Origin of the sequence: Corynebacterium sp. HMSC056F09 (genome assembly GCF_001815785.1) — a bacterium.
Classification (GTDB): domain Bacteria; phylum Actinomycetota; class Actinomycetes; order Mycobacteriales; family Mycobacteriaceae; genus Corynebacterium; species Corynebacterium hiratae.
The window spans coordinates 1-19978 of sequence record NZ_KV821970.1 but is presented as its reverse complement, the minus strand read 5'-3'; the positions used below and the strand labels follow the sequence as shown (position 1 = coordinate 19978).

General features: G+C 60.6%; 14 protein-coding genes. 12 read left to right on the top strand and 2 right to left on the bottom strand.

Going from position 1 to position 19978, the window contains the following annotated elements; genetic code table 11:
* Nucleotides 1-282: 282 nt before the first annotated feature.
* A complete protein-coding gene (locus HMPREF3056_RS11765; protein ID WP_246822524.1) occupies nt 283-1125 on the bottom strand; it encodes a siderophore-interacting protein in 843 nt (280 codons plus the stop codon).
* A gap of 76 nt (nt 1126-1201) precedes the next feature.
* Between HMPREF3056_RS11765 and HMPREF3056_RS11760 the strand changes: the two genes are divergently transcribed.
* From HMPREF3056_RS11760 to HMPREF3056_RS11730, 8 genes are all read left to right on the top strand, one after another.
* The gene (locus HMPREF3056_RS11760) at nt 1202-2146 is read left to right on the top strand and encodes an ABC transporter substrate-binding protein (protein ID WP_046647765.1); all 945 of its coding nucleotides are present in this window, start codon (nt 1202-1204) and stop codon (nt 2144-2146) included.
* On the top strand, nt 2147-3214 hold the full coding sequence (locus HMPREF3056_RS11755; RefSeq protein ID WP_080975070.1) for a FecCD family ABC transporter permease: 1068 nt from the start codon (nt 2147-2149) through the stop codon (nt 3212-3214). It abuts the gene before it with no gap.
* Complete coding sequence (locus HMPREF3056_RS11750) at nt 3211-4263, top strand: FecCD family ABC transporter permease (protein ID WP_049154832.1); 1053 nt, start codon at nt 3211-3213, stop codon at nt 4261-4263. The genes HMPREF3056_RS11755 and HMPREF3056_RS11750 overlap by 4 nt, the downstream gene beginning before the upstream one ends.
* 6 nt (nt 4264-4269) lie before the next feature.
* Nucleotides 4270-5064 (top strand): ABC transporter ATP-binding protein, encoded by a 795-nt coding sequence (locus HMPREF3056_RS11745; protein ID WP_070754924.1) that lies wholly within the window; start codon nt 4270-4272, stop codon nt 5062-5064.
* A 338-nt stretch (nt 5065-5402) separates the two neighbouring features.
* A complete protein-coding gene (gene rplJ, locus HMPREF3056_RS11740; RefSeq protein WP_010189711.1) occupies nt 5403-5924 on the top strand; it encodes a 50S ribosomal protein L10 in 522 nt (173 codons plus the stop codon).
* 86 nt (nt 5925-6010) lie between these two features.
* Nucleotides 6011-6397, top strand: a complete 387-nt coding sequence (gene rplL, locus HMPREF3056_RS11735; protein ID WP_046647762.1) for a 50S ribosomal protein L7/L12 — start codon at nt 6011-6013, stop codon at nt 6395-6397.
* 134 nt (nt 6398-6531) lie between these two features.
* Nucleotides 6532-6855: a type II toxin-antitoxin system RelE/ParE family toxin gene (locus HMPREF3056_RS13220; RefSeq protein WP_328287805.1), complete on the top strand. Its 324-nt coding sequence runs from the start codon at nt 6532-6534 to the stop codon at nt 6853-6855.
* A complete protein-coding gene (locus tag HMPREF3056_RS11730) occupies nt 6833-7177 on the top strand; it encodes a HigA family addiction module antitoxin (RefSeq protein ID WP_230308966.1) in 345 nt (114 codons plus the stop codon). Before HMPREF3056_RS13220 ends, HMPREF3056_RS11730 begins: the two co-directional genes overlap by 23 nt.
* Nucleotides 7178-7194: 17 nt before the next feature.
* Here the strand turns inward: HMPREF3056_RS11730 and HMPREF3056_RS11725 are convergent, their stop codons facing one another.
* A complete protein-coding gene (locus HMPREF3056_RS11725; RefSeq protein ID WP_070701486.1) occupies nt 7195-8439 on the bottom strand; it encodes an MFS transporter in 1245 nt (414 codons plus the stop codon).
* A gap of 160 nt (nt 8440-8599) precedes the next feature.
* Here HMPREF3056_RS11725 and HMPREF3056_RS11720 point away from each other — a divergent pair, with 160 nt between their 5' ends.
* The 4 genes from HMPREF3056_RS11720 to HMPREF3056_RS11705 all read left to right on the top strand — a co-directional run.
* Nucleotides 8600-9556: a cell envelope lipid trafficking protein PgfA gene (locus HMPREF3056_RS11720; RefSeq protein WP_070754923.1), complete on the top strand. Its 957-nt coding sequence runs from the start codon at nt 8600-8602 to the stop codon at nt 9554-9556.
* 294 nt (nt 9557-9850) lie between these two features.
* A complete protein-coding gene (locus HMPREF3056_RS11715; RefSeq protein ID WP_046647757.1) occupies nt 9851-13330 on the top strand; it encodes a DNA-directed RNA polymerase subunit beta in 3480 nt (1159 codons plus the stop codon).
* A 101-nt stretch (nt 13331-13431) separates the two neighbouring features.
* Nucleotides 13432-17427 (top strand): DNA-directed RNA polymerase subunit beta', encoded by a 3996-nt coding sequence (locus HMPREF3056_RS11710; RefSeq protein WP_070754922.1) that lies wholly within the window; start codon nt 13432-13434, stop codon nt 17425-17427.
* A 382-nt stretch (nt 17428-17809) separates the two neighbouring features.
* Nucleotides 17810-19978, top strand: a 2169-nt coding sequence (locus tag HMPREF3056_RS11705) for a YPDG domain-containing protein (protein WP_210401799.1), incomplete at its 3' end; no start/stop codon positions are given.

Here is a 19978-nt window from a genome sequence, read left to right as displayed (position 1 = left end):
GTTTATCCACACGAAATGTCCCTTAAGCCGTGGACTTAAGCGGAGATGCATCAGGCCTAGGGCAAACGCGGACGCTGGATGTAGATGGTTCTAGTCAAAAGGTTTTCTTGGGGGCAAACAAACCATATGGAGGAGCGAAGAAGGTTCGTTTGGGGGCAGGTGAACCTTCTGACTGAAACCTCCTGACGGAAACCTTCTGATGGGAACCATGTGGCAGCGCACCGAGTTATTCACCGGCTATCCGCTGCCGGTTAAAAGGATTAGATGCGTGCGAAGTCCGCTTTAAGGCCGCGGCTTGCCCTTCATCCAGTACACGGACCAGATGACGTCTTCGCGCGGCACACCCCAGTCATGCACGGCTATCGAGCGCACTGCTTTGGCCAGGTCCCCTTCGCCGGATACCCACACCGAATCCGGCGCTGTATCCGCGGTGAAACGGGAGCCGAGAAGTTGTCTGGCGCGTGTGCAGTGTTCGTCGTGTGGAGCCAGGACCATGGTGAGTGAGCGGACCTTGCCGCGCCACGTCTCCTCCAAGCCGTCTTCAACTTCAGCGTCGTCTGTGATCATGGCAACGACGTCGACTGCACCCAAGGTTTCCGGTGAGAAGGCTTCGTAGTGCTCGAGGATGTGCCACAGCGCCGGTAGGGCAGAGGCATCTGCGAGTAACAGTTGTGACTTCCTAGGGGCCTGCCACAGTGCTTGCCCGGTATATATTCCGGCGGTATCCCCGGGTTGGGCATTGAGGATCCAGCGTGAGCCCGGGCCATTATCGCCATGGGTCACCACGTCGACATCGATGGTGCACGCTTCTTGGTTGAGCTTGCGAATTGTGTACCAGCGCAATGCTGGGCGAATGTCGTCGGGCAATCGGGTGACGGCGGCGCGAACATTGACATCGTCGACCGGGAAGGGCGAAAAATCCTGCTCGTCTTGGGGCATGAGGAGCCCAAAATACTCGTCAGGCCCGGCTAAGGGGTAGTCACTAAAAGCCGGCGAGTGAAAAGTTAAACGGTGCAGCCGCGGCTTGAGGCGGGGGTTCCCGGTGAGGGTGACGGGCAATAAGCGGTGATGCGTCAAGGGAATTGATCCTAGGTAGAGGCCAAATTTGAAACCATCATAACGCACAGGTTAGGCTAGCCTCAAATAATTTAGGGGTGCGAATGCTTGCATGCTCGTTCCCGTTGAAGGAAAGGTTTATTCCATGGTTGCTATCCACCGGCGCGCGAAAACCGTGCTCGCTATTGTCTCAGCGGCAGCGATTGCTTTAGCGGGGTGCTCCCGCGGAAGTGGCGAGGACAGCGCGGGTGCGGACAGTGCTGAGGAGGTGCGCGTTGCCAGCCTGGGGCTCGGTGATGCCGATACCGTGCTGGCACTCGGAATCACTCCGGTTGCTGTGGCCCCCTGGGGTGCGAAAGGGGATGGTGATCCCTCCGGAGTTGGCCCATGGGCGAAGGAGCTTTTGGGAGATGCCCAGCCCGAGGTGATCTATAACACCGCCTCCGGTTTCACGGCCGAGGTTCTAGAGCAGGTCACTGCCTCGGACCCCACACAGATCATCGCCGTGAACCAGGCAGTGGATCAGGAGGCGAAGAAATCCCTCGAGGATATCGCCCCGCTGACCGTGAAGCCCGAAGGTTTCGAGGACTGGCAGATCCCCTGGGATGAGCAAGTCAAGACCATCGCCTCTGCCTTGGATAAGGAAGAGGAGGGGGAGAAGCTCATTGACCAAGCAGAGGGCGCCTTTGAGCAGTTCAAGGACTCCCACCCGGAGCTGCAGGGCAAGCGCGCAGCCATCCTCATGCCCTATGACGGGAAGCTGGGCCTCTACACGGCAGAAGACGGCCGTGGCCAGTTCATCGAAGACCTCGGCTTTGAGATCCCCAAGGAACTGCAGGGTGATGGTTCCAGCTTCTTCGTGGACTATGCCCCGGAAAACTACTCCCAGCTCAACAATGTGGACTATCTGTTCGTCTTGGATTACAACGGTGCGGTCGATGAACTCAAGAAGGATTCCACATTCCAAGGCCTGGACGTGGTCAAGGATGGACGCGTCCGCTACCTCGACACGGACACCGGCAATGCGATGAGCGTGCCGAACCCGCTGACGATCCCGTGGGCCGTCAACAAGTTCGAAGAGCAGCTCTAAGTGCTCGCACTACCGAGGAAGGCTGACGCTATCCACGGCGTTGCGTACCCGCAACGCCGTGGCAAGGCAGACGCACTGGATTCGCGGGGGAGAAGCCGCGCACTGCTCACCACGGCCCTGGTTGTGTCGACCTTCCTCCTTTTGCTGTGCTCATTGGCGGTTGGCTCGAGGGCTATTCCGTTGCCGGATCTGGTGTCTGCCCTCCTCCGCGGAGGCGAAGCAGATATCGAGAACATCGTGTGGGATTTGCGTATCCCCCGCACGTTCGTGGCCTACTTCGCGGGAGCAGCAATCGCGGTATCGGGTGTAATCGCCCAGTCCTGGACTAGAAACCCCTTGGCGGATCCGGGCTTCATCGGTATCACCGCGGGAGCTTCGTTCCTGGTTGCCCTCGGGACGGCGCTAGGTGTCGCCACCTCAACCGGGATGCGGACAGCGCTCGCCCTCGTAGGCGCCGGCCTGGCCACAGCATTAGTGCTGGGTGTGTCCCGCAGGTTTCAGGATCCCCTGACGCTGGTCTTGGTCGGCGCAGGTGTTGCTGCTGCCTTGAGCTCTAGCGCCATGTTGATCGGCCTGTACTCCACGGATGTCCTCGACAGCATGCGCCGGTGGACCATTGGCTCCACGTTTGGGCGCGGCCCAGAAGACGTCGCCATCGGGGGTGCCGGATTGTTCATCGGGTTTATCATCGCCGCACGTGTCGCGCGCCCGCTCGATCTTCTGGCAATGGGGGAGGAATCCTCGGTTGCTCTAGGTGGTTCTCCCACGCTGGCGCGGCGCGGTGCTGCCTTGAGCATCGTTGTCCTAGCGGGATGCGCTACCGCGGCGACGGGGCCCATTGCCTTTGTCGGATTCGCCATCCCCCATCTGCTGCGTCGGTTCACGGGGCCAGAAGTTACCGCGATGATTGCTCCTGCCGCATTGCTCGGTGGTTGCTCCGTACTCGCTGCAGATATTCTGGGCCGCCTCATCGCGGGCCCCTCTGAGCTGGAGATGTCCATCGTCTTGGCCTTTGTTGGCGCACCATTTCTCATTTGGGCCGTACACCGTGGGGAGCACAAGCTATGAATGGGCGGGTGAAGGGGGACGTCGCCAAGCATCTGCGTTCCCAAGAGCGGCAGCGCCGGACATGGATATGGGCAGCGACCTGCTTCTTTGTTCTGGTCGCAGCAAGCTCCTATGTCCTCCTGCTGGGTCAAGGACCCGTGGACTTGAGCCCGGGGCGGGTCCTGGAGATCCTCAACGGCGGCGGAAGCCGAAGCGAAATCCGTGTTGTCTGGGATCTGCGCATGCCGGTAGCGCTAGCGACCCTCATCGTGGGTGCCGCGCTCGGACTGGCGGGGTCGTGGACGCAATCAATGTCGCGCAATCCGCTGGCCTCGCCCGACATTCTTGGCGTGACTGGTGGCGCGTCCGTCATGGTGGTCCTCGGAACGGTAGTCTCCCGGCCGCTGCTTGCCGACGGGCTCTCCATGTTCTGGTGGCGGGCCGGACTCGCGCTGTTGGGTGCGGTGCTAGCGGCCATCCTGCTGGTGGCACTTGGGGGAATCGGTACGAGCAACCGCATCGTCATCGTCGGAATCGCGCTCTCCCTGCTGTTTCAAGCGCTGGTGGCGTATCTCTTGCGCGCAGCTGAGCTCCTCCGCGCGGCGCAATCGCAGCTGTGGCTGGCGGGCACCACGGGTTTCGTGCGGATGGAGGTCATTCTTCCTTTGCTCGTGGGGTTGACTCCTTTTGTGGTGCTTGGCCTGTGGTGTGCTCGGGAGCTGCCGCTCCTTGCGCATGATGATCTCTCGGCCCTTTCCCTCGGGGTCAACATCACGCGAACACGGGCGCTGCTGCTGGTGGCAGCTACGGGCATCTGCGCGGTGACCGTATCCGTGGCCGGTCCCATTGGTTTCATCGCGCTTCTGGCCCCGCATGTGGGGCGCATTGTTGCCCGGACGCCCACGCCTGTGCCACTGGTCTCCTGTGCTGCAGGCGCTGCCTTGTTGAGCGCGTGCGCTGTCATTGCTGGAGCGTTGCCGATGGACGCTCCGGTGGGTGCAGTCTCCTCCATCATCGGAGGGTGCGCCCTGGTCATCTTGGTGTGGAATGCCGCACGGCGGAGAGGATAAAAGCGAGTGAAAGACAGAGAAATTACGGCCACTGGTATTCATGCTGGCTATAAGGATGGGGAAGACATCCTGTCGAGTGTTGACTTGGTGGCCCGCCCGGGGGAGGTCACCACGCTCATTGGACCGAATGGTTGCGGCAAGTCCACGTTGCTGAAGACCTTGTCTAAGGTTCTTCGCCCGCGGCAGGGGAGCGTGCGCATCGGCGAGCTGGACGTGCACGCTATGAGCCCGAAAGAAGCAGCTGCCCACGTGGCGCTTCTTCCGCAGCAGCCGATGGCACCGGATGGGCTGCGGGTGGGCGAGCTCGTCGCGCGCGGGCGCTACCCGCACCTGGGCCGTAGTCGGGGCCTGTCCGCGAAGGACCGCGACATCATCGCACAGGCCTGCGTGGAGACTGGTATTACTGACTTCATCGACCGTGACATCGCGGCGCTCTCGGGCGGCCAGCGCCAGCGGGTCTGGCTAGCGCTGGCCTTGGCGCAGGACACGCCGGTGCTGCTACTCGACGAACCCACAACCTTCCTCGATCCAGCCCATGCCATCAGCGTTTTAGAGCTCGTGCGCAAACAGGCCGATGCCGGGAAAACGGTCGTCGTCGTGTTGCACGATCTCATGCTGGCCGGCCAGTACTCCGACACCATGGTGGTCATGAACAACGGCGAGGTCATCGCGCAGGGAACTCCTCAACAGGCGTTGAAGAAAGAAGTGCTGGCGGCTGCCTATGGCATCGACGTCGAGATCTGGGATGACCCGCGAAGCGACGCCCCCGTCATCGTTCCGCGTGGGGTGCTCAGAGGCTGACAACGCTCATACAGGAACCCGAGTAGATGGCTCTCAGAGAGCGATTTGGAGTTGTGGCAGGTCGGGTTGTAAAGTACCTAGCGAAGTTTGAACGGCCCGCTGAGGCCGAGTCAAAGTTCACCGAAGACCGTCGGTCATCCGGATATCCGGATCGAAGGTTCCTCATCCTAGAGGGCGGCCCACGCAGGAGACACTTTGCGAATGAGCGCGGATTACCGCGCGCGCCCTGTGCTCTTGCACGGGGCTTTTGTTATTTCGGTTGTCGTTAACGACAACCGAGGTGGGAAAGGCCCCGGCGGAAAACACAAGAGATGTTTCGAAAGGAGGCGAAGTAGAAAATGGCAAACCCGAAGAACACCGCAGACCTGGCGGCACTGAAGGAGAAGCTCGAGGGTGCAAACTCCATCGTGCTTACCGAGTACCGTGGCCTGACCGTGGGTCAGCTCCAGGAGCTGCGTAACAACCTCGGCTTTGACGTTGAGTACTCCGTCGCCAAGAACACCCTTTTCAAGATCGCTGCCAACGAAGCTGGCATCGAGGGTCTTGACGAGCACCTGACTGGCCCGACCGCTATTGCGTTCATCAAGGGCGAGGCAGTGGATGCTGCGAAGGTCATCACCAAGTTCGCTGATGACAACAAGGCACTCGTTATCAAGGGTGGCTACATGGACGGCAACGCTCTGTCTGCCGACCAGGTTGAGGCCATCGCCAAGCTGGACAACCGCGAGACCACCCTCGCAAAGCTGGCTGGCGCCATGAAGGGTTCTATGGCAAAGGCTGCCGCCGTATTCAACGCTCCTGCAACCAAGATGGTCCGCACCGCTGCGGCCCTGCAGGACAAGAAGGCTGCGGAAGCTTAAGACGCCACTTACAGGCGCACAACTTAAACACACACACTTATCTGGCTGCCTAGTGCGGCTAGGAACAATGAGAAAGGATGCCAATCATGGCTAAGCTCACCAAGGACGAGCTCATTGAAGCTTTCAAGGAAATGACCCTCATCGAGCTCTCCGAGTTCGTCAAGGAGTTCGAGGAGGTCTTCGACGTTGAGGCCGCTGCTCCGGTTGCTGCTGTTGCTGCTGGTGCCCCGGCTGCCGGCGGTGCCGCCGAGGAAGAGAAGACCGAGTTCGACGTCGTTCTGACCGACGCTGGCGCTAAGAAGATCGGCGTTATTAAGGCTGTCCGCGAGATCGTCTCCGGCCTGGGCCTGAAGGAAGCTAAGGAGCTCGTTGAGGGTGCTCCGAAGGCTATCCTCGAGGGTGCTTCCAAGGACGACGCTGACGCTGCTAAGGCTAAGCTCGAAGAGGCTGGCGCTTCCGTCGAGCTCAAGTAATTCACCTGAATTACTAAAGCTTTCCTGCGCAGTACACTCGCTGCGCTCCAACAACCCCGTTCCGCTTTTTGCGCGGTGCGGGGTTGTTCCCGTTTTGTCGGGACCCCGATGGCCCAGCGGATTCTAAACATTTCGTGTCAGGTCTTGACACTAGGGTCAAAAAGAGACACTATTGGGGTGTGCAATTTCGGCGTAGAAGTCTCGAGCGGTTCCATCAGGATGGTGTGCCGCCGCGATATATTCCATCGGAATTGCGTTCGGTAGTGCGCCGCAAGTTACTTATGATTGGGCGGTCTGTAAATGTCACGGACCTTCGGATTCCACCAGCAAACCGGTTGGAGCGGCTCAAGGGTGACCTAGAGGGCTACTACTCAATTCGCGTCAACTCGCAGTGGCGCATCATATTCAAGTGGACACCCGAAGGAGCTGTTGACGTTGACTTTATCGACTACCACTGACGCGCATACTCATGTTGATGTTGTTCCTGTTCCGCATCCTGGAGAAATCCTTCTCCTAGAATTCCTCAAACCCTGTGGTATTACCCAGTATCGCCTGGCCAACGACATTGGCACTACCCGCTCTCAAGTCTCCAAAATTACCCGCGGTACGCTCGGTATCAGTGCCGATATGGCTTTGCGTTTGTCGGCCTACTTTGGGAACTCCGCGGAGTTCTGGCTCGGACTCCAAGAGGAATACGATCTGTGGAAAGCTCGCCAGATCACGGATGTCAGCGCTATCGTTCCGTGGAATCACAAAGAAGAAGCCGACTCTCACTCATAGAAACAGTTGACTTACGCTTATGAGTGGCTAGGGGAGTCCTCTTTCTCCTTCGCGTCTGCTTGCGCAAGGGCGCGATCGGCTCTGCGCACAAAGATGAGGGCGGGCCCGATTGCGAGGAGCCCGGCGAGCGCATTTGCCCACAAACCAGTGGTCAAGGTCCAGCGATGAGATATTGCGGCCAGAGGGGTCGACCACACACTAGAGAGTGAAACGACGGTGCTCATTTGGATATTGGTGACTCGGCCAAATGTTTCTTCGGCCATAAGCCTGTGGAGTGCGGCATAGGTTACCGCGCCGGCGGCTGGGGCTGTAAGAACGGACAGTCCTAGCGGGATGATCATCAACAGGCTGGGGCTGAGCAGGGCACCACATGCGATTGATGCAGCAACCCAGGCACATGTGCCTACCTGAAGGGCTGCGAAGGAAAACTTCTTTTGCATCCAACCCGTCGACAAAGCACCCACAATCCCGATGAGGCCGATGGACGTGCGGGCTAGTCCCGTTACCCATCCAGGGTTGTTCCCCTCCTCCAGTATGAGGACGGCCATGAACAGTGAGCCGTTAATTGCACAGTTCGACAGTGTTTGCATGGCAATGAGCCCGCGAAGTAGGGGCGAGCGAGCCACGATGGCTAAGCCTTCCTTGGTTGTGCGTAGGAGCTTGTTCTCTGCCTTCTTTGCGGGGTCTAGGTTAGCCCTGATGAAGAGGAAGAAGACGATGGTGAGGAAATTTGCCAGACCGACAAACACGAAGGGCAGAGCCACATTGACTTCTAGAAGTGCGCCGCCCACAGTGGGGCCGATGAGTCCCGCAAATTGCAGACGTGCTTGGATGAGCCCTTGTTTGGCGGCGAGCTGTTCTTCTTCAACGAGCTGGGGCAGGCAAGGGTCGGAGCAAGCTTGGCCTATTCGGTAAAAGAGCATCATGCTCCCGAGTAGCGCACCGAAGACGATGGGGGAGAAGCTTCCGGATAGAATGAGGCCCGCTAACGCGAGGTTGAGTATCCCAGCCAGCGCGTTGGTCACAATGATGAGTGGCTTGCGGCGCCACATATCCGCAAGAGAGCCGCCGATGATGCCGCCTGCCAGTGCCGCAATTCCAGTGATGGTTCCATACAGGCCGGCAAGGGTAAGACTATCGCTCAAACGTAGAGTGACCACTGGAATAGCAAGCCCGGCTCCCACCCCAGCTATCTGAGCCACGAGGTCTGACCATAGGTAGAGGCGGAAGTCTCTGTTCTTGCTTTGGGGGTCATTCTTCATTGGTTCCTGCAATCTGCCGATCCGATCTCAAGTGTGATGTGGGGCACTTATCCTTAGACTATTAAACGCTCCGGTAGCCCCCCGTCAACGCCACGTGAATCTGAAACGCACCCTCCGGGGAAATGTGTTTTGAGCAAACGAATCGGTAGGATAAGCCACCATGCTGCCCAAGTCCCGCATCTTCTCCGTCCTCCTGCTCGGCCTCGGCGTTGCGCTGATCGCGGCCGGCCTGACGGCGTCGAGCTTCTTGAGCTTTAGCCCGCGTCTGCCGTTGGATATCGAGGACACCACGTGGACGATGCAGGATGAGAACGCTACCGCGCAGGAGCTATCCGCAGAGGGCGTTACGCAGTACGAGGGGCCGATGACGTATCAGGTCAACCTGGACATCCAGGATCCAGCGGACAAGGACACCGCAACGCTGCGAGTAGGGGAGTCCGCCATCCGCGGCGGCACGGGCAACGTGGAAGACTTGAGCTTTGCGCGCGTGTGGAATTATCCCGTCGATCGCCTCAGCGGTGAGGCTACGGGCCCGGCGGCGCTCTCCCACACCATGGGCTCGCCCACGGCGGAGGTGCCCGTTGAGGGCTACTGGCTGAAGCTGCCCGCCGATGCCGAGCAGACCACCTACCCGGTCTTCGATCCGGTCCTGCGCAAGGCGGCCGACGCCGTCTTCGAGGAATCCCTCGACATCGACGGCCGCACGGTCTATCGCTACCGCCAGGAGATTGAGCCCACCAACGTGGCCACCCTCTATGCCGGCAGTACGACGACCACGCTGAGCAACGAGGATGGCTCCACCGAACAGGGCTACCTCTTCCACGCCGCAACCCGGGACCTCTTTGTGGACCAGGCCACCGGACTCGTCGTGGGCATGGACGTCGATATCAAGGACTACTGGGCCGACCGCGAGGGCAACGAGCGTGAGGTGCAGTTCGCCTTCAATGGTGCGACTTCTGAGGAATCCCGCGCGGAGTTGCTCCAGCAGGCCGAGCGCTTCCCGCGGAGTGCTGTGGGGCAGTGGGTACGCTGGGGCGGCGTCGGAATCGGCGCGCTTCTGGTGCTGCTCGGGGCGCTGGGCGCTTTCCGACGTCCCACTAGCCGCCACTCCCGCTAGCTGCGCGTGCTAGGGGCCCGCGCGTGCGGATCTACGTAGCGACACGCCGGTGGCGCGTTTCGCCTTTACAAGGCTGCCATTATGCTATAGGCTATTTCGTTGCGCTGGAATCTGGATCTTTAGTGCACATTTAGCCTTTCGAGCGGTGATGGTAAAACCGACTTGACAAGGTGATTTTGTGCATTCTAAACCCAGTCATTCCACAGCAGACCGAATGCTAAATCTACCAGCGGTTTTGCACCTCACCGGCCAGGGTGGGGAGGCAATCCGCCAGAGGTACTGGAAGGACCCATCTTGGCAGTCTCCCGCCAGACCAAGTCAGTGGCCAACATCCCTGGAGCCCCGAAGCGATACTCCTTCGCTAAAATCAGCGAGCCTATCGCCGTCCCGGGCCTCCTCGATCTACAACTCGATTCTTACGCGTGGCTCATCGGCACCCCCGAGTGGCGCGAGCGCGAGCAGGCAGAGCGCGGCGAAGACGCACGCGTGACGAGCGGCCTTGAGGATATCCTCGAGGAGCTTTCTCCGATCCAGGACTACTCGGGCAACATGTCCCTGTCCCTGTCGGAGCCTCGCTTCGAGCCGGTGAAGAACACCGTGGACGAGTGCAAAGAGAAGGACATCAACTACTCGGCGCCACTGTACGTCACCGCAGAATTCATCAACAACGACACCCAGGAGATTAAGTCCCAGACCGTCTTCATTGGCGATTTCCCGATGATGACCGAGAAGGGCACCTTCATCGTCAACGGCACCGAGCGTGTTATCGTTTCGCAGCTCGTGCGTTCCCCGGGTGTGTACTTCGACCAGACCATCGACAAGTCCACCGAGCGCCCGCTGCACTCCGTGAAGGTCATTCCTTCCCGCGGTGCGTGGCTCGAGTTTGACGTCGACAAGCGCGACACCGTCGGCGTGCGCATCGACCGTAAGCGCCGCCAGCCGGTCACCGTGCTTCTTAAGGCCCTGGGTTGGACCGAGGAGCAGATCAAGGAGCGCTTCGGTTTCTCCGAGCTCATGATGTCCACCCTCGAGTCCGATGGCGTGGCCAACACCGATGAGGCTCTGCTGGAGATCTACCGCAAGCAGCGCCCGGGCGAGCAGCCCACGCGTGACCTCGCGCAGGCACTGCTGGATAACTCCTTCTTCCGCGCGAAGCGCTACGACCTGGCCAAGGTGGGCCGCTACAAGGTCAACCGCAAGCTCGGCCTGGGTGGAGACCACGACGGTCTGATGACCCTGACCGAGGAAGACATTGCCGTCACCCTCGAGTACCTCGTGCGCCTGCACGCCGGTGAGCGTGAGATGAAGGCCCCGAACGGTGAGATGATCTCCATCCACACCGACGACATCGACCACTTTGGTAACCGTCGTCTGCGCACCGTCGGCGAGCTCATCCAGAACCAGGTCCGCGTGGGCCTGTCCCGCATGGAGCGCGTCGTCCGCGAGCGCATGACCACCCAGGACGCAGAGTCGATTACCCCGACCTCTCTGATCAACGTTCGCCCGGTTTCTGCTGCCATCCGCGAGTTCTTCGGTACCTCCCAGCTCTCGCAGTTCATGGATCAGAACAACTCCCTGTCCGGCCTGACCCACAAGCGCCGTCTGTCCGCGCTGGGCCCGGGCGGTCTGTCCCGTGAGCGCGCCGGCATCGAGGTGCGAGACGTTCACGCCTCGCACTACGGCCGCATGTGCCCGATTGAGACTCCGGAAGGCCCGAACATTGGCCTGATCGGTTCGCTGGCTTCCTACGCCCGCGTCAACGCTTTCGGCTTCATCGAGACCCCGTACCGCAAGGTTGTGGACGGCAAGGTCACCGACCAGGTGGAGTACCTCACCGCCGATGAAGAGGATCGCTTCGCTATCGCGCAGGCAGAGGTTGAGAAGGATGCCGACGGCACCCTGACCGGCGACCGCATCGAAGTCCGCCTCAAGGACGGCGATATCGGCGTGACCGACGCCGCCGGCGTTGACTACGTCGACGTTTCCCCGCGCCAGATGGTTTCCGTGGCTACCGCCATGATTCCGTTCCTCGAGCACGACGATGCTAACCGTGCGCTCATGGGCGCGAACATGCAGCGCCAGGCCGTGCCGCTGGTTCGCTCCGAGGCCCCGTACGTGGGCACCGGTATGGAGCAGCGCGCAGCTTATGACGCCGGTGACCTCATCATCACCCCGAAGGCGGGCGTGGTGGAGAACGTCACCGCGGACCTCATCACCATCATGGATGACGAAGGCCAGCGCGATACCTACATGCTGCGCAAGTTCGAGCGCACCAACCAGAACACCAACTACAACCAGACCCCGCTGGTGTCCCTGGGTGAGCGCGTGGAGGCAGGCCAGGTGCTTGCCGACGGCCCCGGTACCCACAACGGTGAGATGTCCCTCGGCCGCAACCTGCTGGTTGCCTTCATGCCGTGGGAAGGCCACAACTACGAGGACGCCATCATCCTCAACCAGCGCATCGTGGAGGAGGACATCCTCACCTCGATCCACATCGAGGAGCACGAGATTGATGCTCGCGATACCAAGCTGGGCCCGGAGGAGATCACCCGCGAGATCCCGAACGTCTCCGATGACGTTCTGCGTGACCTCGACGAGCGCGGCATCGTCCGCATCGGTGCTGACGTCCGCGCGGGCGACATCCTGGTCGGTAAGGTCACCCCGAAGGGTGAGACCGAGCTGACCCCGGAGGAGCGCCTGCTGCGCGCCATCTTCGGTGAGAAGGCCCGCGAGGTGCGCGATACCTCCATGAAGGTGCCGCACGGTGAGACCGGTAAGGTCATCGGCGTTTCCCGCTTCTCCCGCGAGGATGACGACGATCTGGCCCCGGGCGTCAACGAAATGATCCGCGTCTACGTGGCTCAGAAGCGCAAGATCCAGGACGGCGATAAGCTCGCTGGCCGCCACGGCAACAAGGGCGTTGTGGGCAAGATTCTCCCGCCGGAGGATATGCCGTTCATGGAGGATGGCACCCCGGTGGACATCATCCTTAACACCCACGGTGTGCCGCGTCGTATGAACATCGGCCAGGTTCTCGAGGTTCACCTCGGCTGGCTGGCACACGCTGGTTGGAAGATCGATACCGAGGATCCGGCCAACGCCGAGCTGCTCAAGACCCTGCCGGAAGAGCTGTACGACGTCCCGCCGGAGTCGCTCACCGCAACCCCGGTCTTCGACGGTGCCACCAACGAGGAGATCTCTCGCCTGCTGGCTTCCTCCAAGCCGAACCGCGATGGTGACGTCATGGTGGATGAGCACGGCAAGGCCCGCCTCTTCGACGGCCGCTCCGGCGAGCCCTACCTGTACCCGGTTTCCGTCGGCTACATGTACATGCTCAAGCTGCACCACCTCGTCGACGAGAAGATTCACGCCCGCTCCACCGGCCCGTACTCCATGATTACCCAGCAGCCGCTGGGTGGTAAGGCACAGTTCGGTGGCCAGCGCTTCGGTGAGATGGAGGTGTGGGCAATGCAGGCATACGGCGCTGCCTACACCCTGCAGGAGCTTCTGACCATCAAGTCCGATGACGTGGTCGGCCGCGTCAAGGTCTACGAGGCCATTGTCAAGGGTGACAACATCCCGGATCCGGGTATCCCGGAGTCCTTCAAGGTCCTCCTCAAGGAGCTGCAGTCCCTCTGCCTCAACGTGGAAGTTCTCTCCACCGACGGCACGCCGATGGAACTGTCTGGCTCCGACGAAGACGACATGGACGGCGCTCCGTCCCTGGGCATTAACCTGTCCCGCGACGAGCGCTCCGACGCAGACATCGCCTAGCTTTTGGTCCGCCGCCCCAAGCGGCGGCGGGCATAACGAAACACCACCTACATACAAAGCCATCAACTTCCCCCTGACGGGGGATGAAAGGGAGACATTACGTGTTTGACGTAAATCTCTTCGACGAGCTCCGCATCGGGCTGGCCACCGCAGAGGACATCCGTCGCTGGTCCAAGGGCGAGGTCAAGAAACCCGAAACCATCAACTACCGCACCCTCAAGCCGGAGAAGGACGGCCTCTTCTGTGAGCGCATCTTCGGCCCGACCCGTGACTGGGAGTGTTCCTGCGGTAAGTACAAGCGCGTGCGCTACAAGGGCATCATCTGTGAGCGCTGTGGCGTCGAGGTGACCAAGTCCAAGGTTCGCCGCGAGCGCATGGGCCACATCGAGCTGGCCGCTCCGGTGACCCACATTTGGTACTTCAAGGGCGTTCCTTCCCGCTTGGGCTACCTTCTGGACCTGGCTCCGAAGGACCTTGAGCGCATCATTTACTTCGCCGCCAACATCATCACCTCCGTGGACGAGGAAGCTCGCCACAATGACCAGTCCACTCTGGAAGCAGAAATGCTGCTGGAGAAGAAGGACGTCGAGGATGACGTCGAGGCAGAGATCGCTGAGCGCGCTGCCAAGCTCGAGCAGGATCTGGCCGAGCTGGAGGCCGCCGGTGCAAAGGCCGACGCCCGCCGCAAGGTTCAGAACGCTGCCGATAAGGAAATGCAGCACATCCGCGAGCGCGGTGAGCGCGAGGTTGCTCGCCTTGACGAAATCTGGAACACCTTCATCAAGCTGGCTCCGAAGCAGATGATCATCGATGAGACCATCTACGAAGAGCTGGTTGACCGCTACGAGGATTACTTCACCGGCGGCATGGGTGCTGAGGCTATCCAGACCCTCATCCGTAACTTCGACCTCGAGGCTGAGGCCGAGGAGCTCAAGGAGATCATCAACAACGGCAAGGGCCAGAAGAAGATGCGTGCCCTCAAGCGCCTGAAGGTTGTTGCAGCCTTCCTGCGCTCGGGCAACGACCCGGCCGGCATGGTGCTCGACGCTATCCCGGTGATCCCACCGGAGCTGCGCCCGATGGTGCAGCTGGATGGTGGCCGCTTCGCGACCTCCGACCTCAACGACCTCTACCGTCGCGTGATCAACCGCAACAATCGCCTCAAGCGCATGATCGACCTCGGTGCTCCCGAGATCATCGTGAACAACGAGAAGCGCATGCTGCAGGAGTCCGTTGACGCGCTCTTCGACAACGGCCGTCGCGGCCGTCCGGTCACCGGCCCGGGTAACCGCCCGCTGAAGTCCCTGTCTGACTTGCTCAAGGGTAAGCAGGGCCGCTTCCGCCAGAACCTGCTGGGTAAGCGCGTGGACTACTCCGGTCGTTCCGTGATTATCGTTGGTCCGCAGCTCAAGCTGCACGAGTGTGGTCTGCCGAAGCTCATGGCTCTGGAGCTGTTCAAGCCCTTCGTCATGAAGCGCCTGGTGGAGAACGACTACGCACAGAACATCAAGTCCGCTAAGCGCATGGTGGAGCGTCAGCGCCCTGAGGTGTGGGACGTCCTCGAAGAGGCCATTTCCGAGCACCCGGTGATGCTGAACCGTGCACCGACCCTGCACCGCCTGGGTATCCAGGCCTTCGAGCCGAAGCTGGTCGAAGGTAAGGCCATCCAGCTGCACCCGCTGGCTTGTGAGGCCTTCAACGCTGACTTCGACGGCGACCAGATGGCAGTCCACCTGCCGCTGTCCGCCGAGGCGCAGGCTGAGGCACGCGTGCTGATGCTGGCCTCCAACAACATTCTGTCCCCGGCATCCGGTAAGCCGCTGGCTATGCCGCGCCTGGATATGGTTACCGGCCTGTACTACCTCACCATGGACAAGGGCGAGGACGAGATCGGTGGCGCGGGAGCTTACGCTCCCGCAGACGAAAACGGACCGGCCCAGGGCGTGTACTCCTCCTACGCGGAGGCCATCATGGCTCGTGACCGCGGCGTTCTGGGCCTGCAGGCCCCGATCAAGGTGCGCATCTCCCACCTGCGTCCGCCGTCAGACATTGAGGCAGAGCAGTTCCCGGATGGTTGGCAGAAGGGCCAGGCATGGCTCGCTGAGACCACCCTCGGCCGCATCATGTTCAATGACCTGCTGCCGTGGAACTACCCGTACCTCGAGGGCGTCATGGTCCGTAAGGGCGGCGCCGGCAACAAGATGCTGCTGGGTGACGTCATTAATGACCTCGCTGCGAAGTACCCGATGATCACCGTTGCCCAGGTTCTGGACAAGATGAAGGACGCGGGCTTCTACTGGGCCACCCGTTCCGGCGTGACCATCACCATGCACGACGTTCTGGTTCTTCCGAACAAGACCGAGGTCCTCGAGTCTTATGAGAAGGAAGCAGAGCGTATCGAGCGCAAGTACTGGGAGCAGGGTGCTCTGACCGAGCGCGAGCGCTACGACCGCCTGGTTGAGCTGTGGAAGGACGCCACGGACACCGTGGGTAACGCCGTCGAGGAGCTGTACCCCGACGACAACCCGATTCCGATGATCGTGAAGTCCGGTGCTGCCGGTAACATGCGTCAGATCTGGACCCTGGCCGGTATGAAGGGCATGGTTGTGAACTCCAAGGGTGACTACATCACCCGTCCGATTAAGACCTCCTTCCGCGAGGGCCTGTCGGTTCTGGAGTACTTCAACAACTCGCACGGCTCCCGTAAGGGCCTGGCGGATACCGCTCTGCGTACCGCTGACTCCGGTTACCTCACCCGTCGTCTGGTGGACGTGGCGCAGGACGTCATCGTCCGCGAGGAGGACTGTGGCACCCGTCAGGGCGTGCGCGTCCCGCTCGGCGTCGAGATCGCCGAAGGTTCCTACGACCTGCACGAGCTGTGGGAGACCTCCGCATCCGGCCGCGTCGTGGCTAACGACGTCAAGGACGCCAACGGCGAGGTCATCGCTGAGGCAGGCGCCGACCTGACCGAGGAGCTCAGCCGCAAGATCGTCAACGCTGGCGTTTTGGAGATCAAGGTCCGCTCCGTGCTGACCTGCCAGACCCCGGCCGGTGTCTGCGCCAAGTGTTACGGCAAGTCCATGGCCTCCGGCAAGCTCGTCGATATCGGCGAGGCAGTCGGCATCGTGGCCGCACAGTCCATTGGTGAGCCGGGTACCCAGCTGACCATGCGTACCTTCCACCAGGGTGGTGTCGGTGGCGATATTACCGGCGGTCTGCCGCGTGTTCAGGAGCTCTTCGAGGCCCGTAACCCGAAGAACCGCGCTCCTATCGCTTCCGTCGACGGCACCGTGTCCCTGTCCGATGAGGGCAACTTCTGGACCCTGACCATCACCCCGGATGACGGTTCCGACAACGTGGTCTACGAGAAGCTGTCGAAGCGTCAGGGCCTGGCTCAGGTCCGCCGCCCGATGGAGTCCAACCCGGACGCAATGATCGAGCGCTCGCTTCGCGACGGCGACCACGTCACCACCGGTGACCGCCTCATGCGCGGTGCGGCTGACCCACACGACGTGCTGGAGGTCCTCGGCCGCCGCGGCGTGGAGAAGCACCTCATCGACGAGGTTCAGGCTGTCTACCGTGCACAGGGTGTGGCCATCCACGACAAGCACATCGAGATCATCATCCGTCAGATGCTGCGTCGCGGTACGGTCATTGAGGCCGGTTCCACCGAGTTCCTGCCGGGTACCCTGGTTGACCTTTCTGAGGCCAAGCAGGTCAACGCCGCTCAGGTCGCTGAGGGCGGCCAGCCGGCACAGCTGCGCAGTGAGATCATGGGTATTACCAAGGCCTCGCTGGCTACGGAGTCTTGGCTGTCTGCTGCGTCCTTCCAGGAGACCACGCGTGTGCTTACCGACGCCGCCATCAACAAGCGCTCGGATCAGCTCATTGGTCTGAAGGAGAACGTCATCATCGGTAAGCTGATTCCGGCTGGTACGGGTATTTCCCGCTACCGCAACATCAGCGTGAAGCCGACTGAGGCTGCACGCAATGCTGCGTACTCCATTCCGACCTACGGTGATTCCATCTATGGCGACGATGGCTTCGGTGAGTTCACCGGCGCTTCCGTCCCGCTGGAGGAGGACTACACCTTCTAGCCTCTGCACCGTGTAGGACACGCCGGGATTAGTCGTTTGGACTAGCGCCCACTACCCCCGTCGCCGCCCCCTTCAAATGGGGTGGTTACGGGGATTTTTTCTATGCGGACAAAATCACAAACATAAAAATCCTGTGGACGGCATAAACATTGGAGTGGGCTGTGACCTGCAAATTTACGATTTTTCTATCGACAAAAGCGCCATGACATGCATGAACACTGTCAACACTAAGCAAATATTGCGCTTGCGGGAAGCTGCGGGGGGGGGGGTAGGGTCTCAGCTTGAGTCCAGTCTGCCTTCAGGAATTCCTAAGAGGCTGCGAAGTCCGAGGTGGGGGCGGCTGTTGACCAGTTGTTTAAATGTTCTCATGAAAGGTTTCTTCATGAATATGAAGAGTTTCAATCGCGCTGCCCGCCGTCGTGGCACCACGATTGCTGCTGCTGCTGCGCTTTCGGTCGCACTTGTGGCGCCGTTTGTCCACCCGATTGCCTCCCCAGTGGCGTACGCAGAGACCGCAACCGATGATGCTGCCGCTCCGGCCTCGGACCGGAGCCAGAGCATCGATGCCGACATGATCGCCAGCGGCCGTGTCACCAAGGCTGCTAACCTGACCGACGCGCACGGCGTTGGTAAGGGCCTGATCTCCGGTCACGTGTATCTGACCGCCCCGAACGGTAACCCGGGTGCGGCATACGACAACGGCAACGTCAAGCTGGACGGCATTACCGTCTACGCGCAGTTCCGTGACAAGGACGGCTCGTACTCGCCGATCTTCAGCGCGAAGACCCACACGCTTCCTGGGTTGGTCGCCGGTAACGGCGGCCAGGGTACCTTCGCGTTCGGTACGGGCGATAAGGGCATCACCTGGACCGACAAGCTGGGTAAGGAGCACACCTGGGCTGCGCGTACTGACCAGAAGCACCGCATCTGGGTTGAACCGTTCACCAACGACCGCGGTAACCGTGTTGAAATGTTCCGCCAGGCCAACGGTTGGACCCCCGGCTCTTTCAACGGCGTTGTCGAAGGCCCGATGGGCTCCTTCGTCGCGGCTGACGGCAATATGCAGCTGATGGCTGCGTTCCTGCGTGAAGTTCCGCCGAACCATAAGGAAAGCTGGATGGCGGCCAAGGGCGACAAGCTCGTTGAGGACGATAAGGGTCCTATTGACGCGGCGGCTGTTCAGCTCGAGGAATCAAACGTCCTCTCTGGCCGGGTGTGGCTTGAAACCGGTGGCAGCCCGGACTGGGGCTTCCCTGCAACTGGCCCGAAGGCGGAACTTAAGGACCCGGGTGCTGATGGCTACACCGTGTTCGCTTCGACCCTCACCAAGGACGGCGCTGCGGCGAACAAGGCACTGCACGCGAAGTTTAAGGGCGACCCGGACAAGCTGTCCGAAGAGACGAAGAAGATGCTCGAGGCACACCCCGAGTACATCCTTAAGACGGTCTACGGCAAGACTGACCCAGAGGGTAACTACTCGCTGCGTTTCGGTGAATACACTGATCCGTCTCACACCCGAGACGACTACCTCAATCCAAACCACGTGTTCGTGTGGGTTGAAAACAAGGACGGTGTGGTCCAGAACGGCTACACCGGTTTCCACACCCCTATCTTCCAGACTTTCAACGCGGGTGGTAACTTCAAGCCTGCGGACGCAGCTCCGGCTGAAAACCAGACCGTCACCTCGAGGATTAAGGACCAGAACACCCCTCGCTACGGCAAGCCGGTGAACTCGCTTTACAACGTCCGCCATGCGCTGATGCCGTATGCTCCGGTGTCGATCACGGCTGACTACAACGCAACGGATAAGCCAGCCGCTCCGGGCGTTACCGTAACCCCAGAGTTCAGTGGCGACCTGTCGCCTCTTCCGTCGAAGATCGAATGGCGTGACAAGACCGGCAAGGTTGTCAAGACTTGCGAGCTCGATCAGTCCAAGAACGCTAAGGACCAGGTTGCGGCGTGCACCTTCGACATCCCAGAGGATGCCAAGAAGGGTGACGTATACAACGTTGTTGTCGTCTCGGGTAATAACGACGTTGCCGCATGGTCTGTCCTGGTAACCAAGGATGCAGACGAGTTCACTCCTGCATACGAGGAGAAGCTGGTTGTTCCGGGCAAGGAGACGAAGTCCGCTCCGACCTTCACCAAGACTGGTGAGGATCAAGAAGGCAACCAGGTCGAGAAGCCGGTTGAGACGCCTGAGGGTTCGAAGTTCTCGATTCCGGAGGACTTCAAGGCTCCTGAGGGCTACGAGGTCAAGATCGATGAGAACACCGGTGAGATCACGGTGACCTTCCCGGATAAGTCCAAGCTGAGCAAGGACACCGTTGAGGAGTTCGAAGTTCCTGTCACGGTGACCTACCCTGACGGCAGCAAGGACGATGCGAAGGCAAAGTTCAAGCTGGATACCGATGGTGACGGTAAGCCTGACACCGAGGACGAGGATGACGATAACGACGGCATCCCGGATGAGGAAGACAGCAACCCGAAGGTACCGAACCAGAACGGGGACAACGAGAAGTTCGAGCCTGGTTATGAGGATGGTTCTGGT

What these genes read in the sequence shown, in the direction of transcription:
- rplL (WP_046647762.1), top strand. Translation starts at nt 6,011, where the DNA reads ATGGCTAAGCTCACCAAGGACGAGCTCATTGAAGCTTTCAAGGAAATG.
- HMPREF3056_RS11720 (WP_070754923.1), top strand. Translation starts at nt 8,600, where the DNA reads ATGCTGCCCAAGTCCCGCATCTTCTCCGTCCTCCTGCTCGGCCTCGGC.
- HMPREF3056_RS11750 (WP_049154832.1), top strand. Translation starts at nt 3,211, where the DNA reads ATGAATGGGCGGGTGAAGGGGGACGTCGCCAAGCATCTGCGTTCCCAA.
- rplJ (WP_010189711.1), top strand. Translation starts at nt 5,403, where the DNA reads ATGGCAAACCCGAAGAACACCGCAGACCTGGCGGCACTGAAGGAGAAG.
- HMPREF3056_RS11760 (WP_046647765.1), top strand. Translation starts at nt 1,202, where the DNA reads ATGGTTGCTATCCACCGGCGCGCGAAAACCGTGCTCGCTATTGTCTCA.
- HMPREF3056_RS11725 (WP_070701486.1), bottom strand. Translation starts at nt 8,439, where the DNA reads ATGAAGAATGACCCCCAAAGCAAGAACAGAGACTTCCGCCTCTACCTA.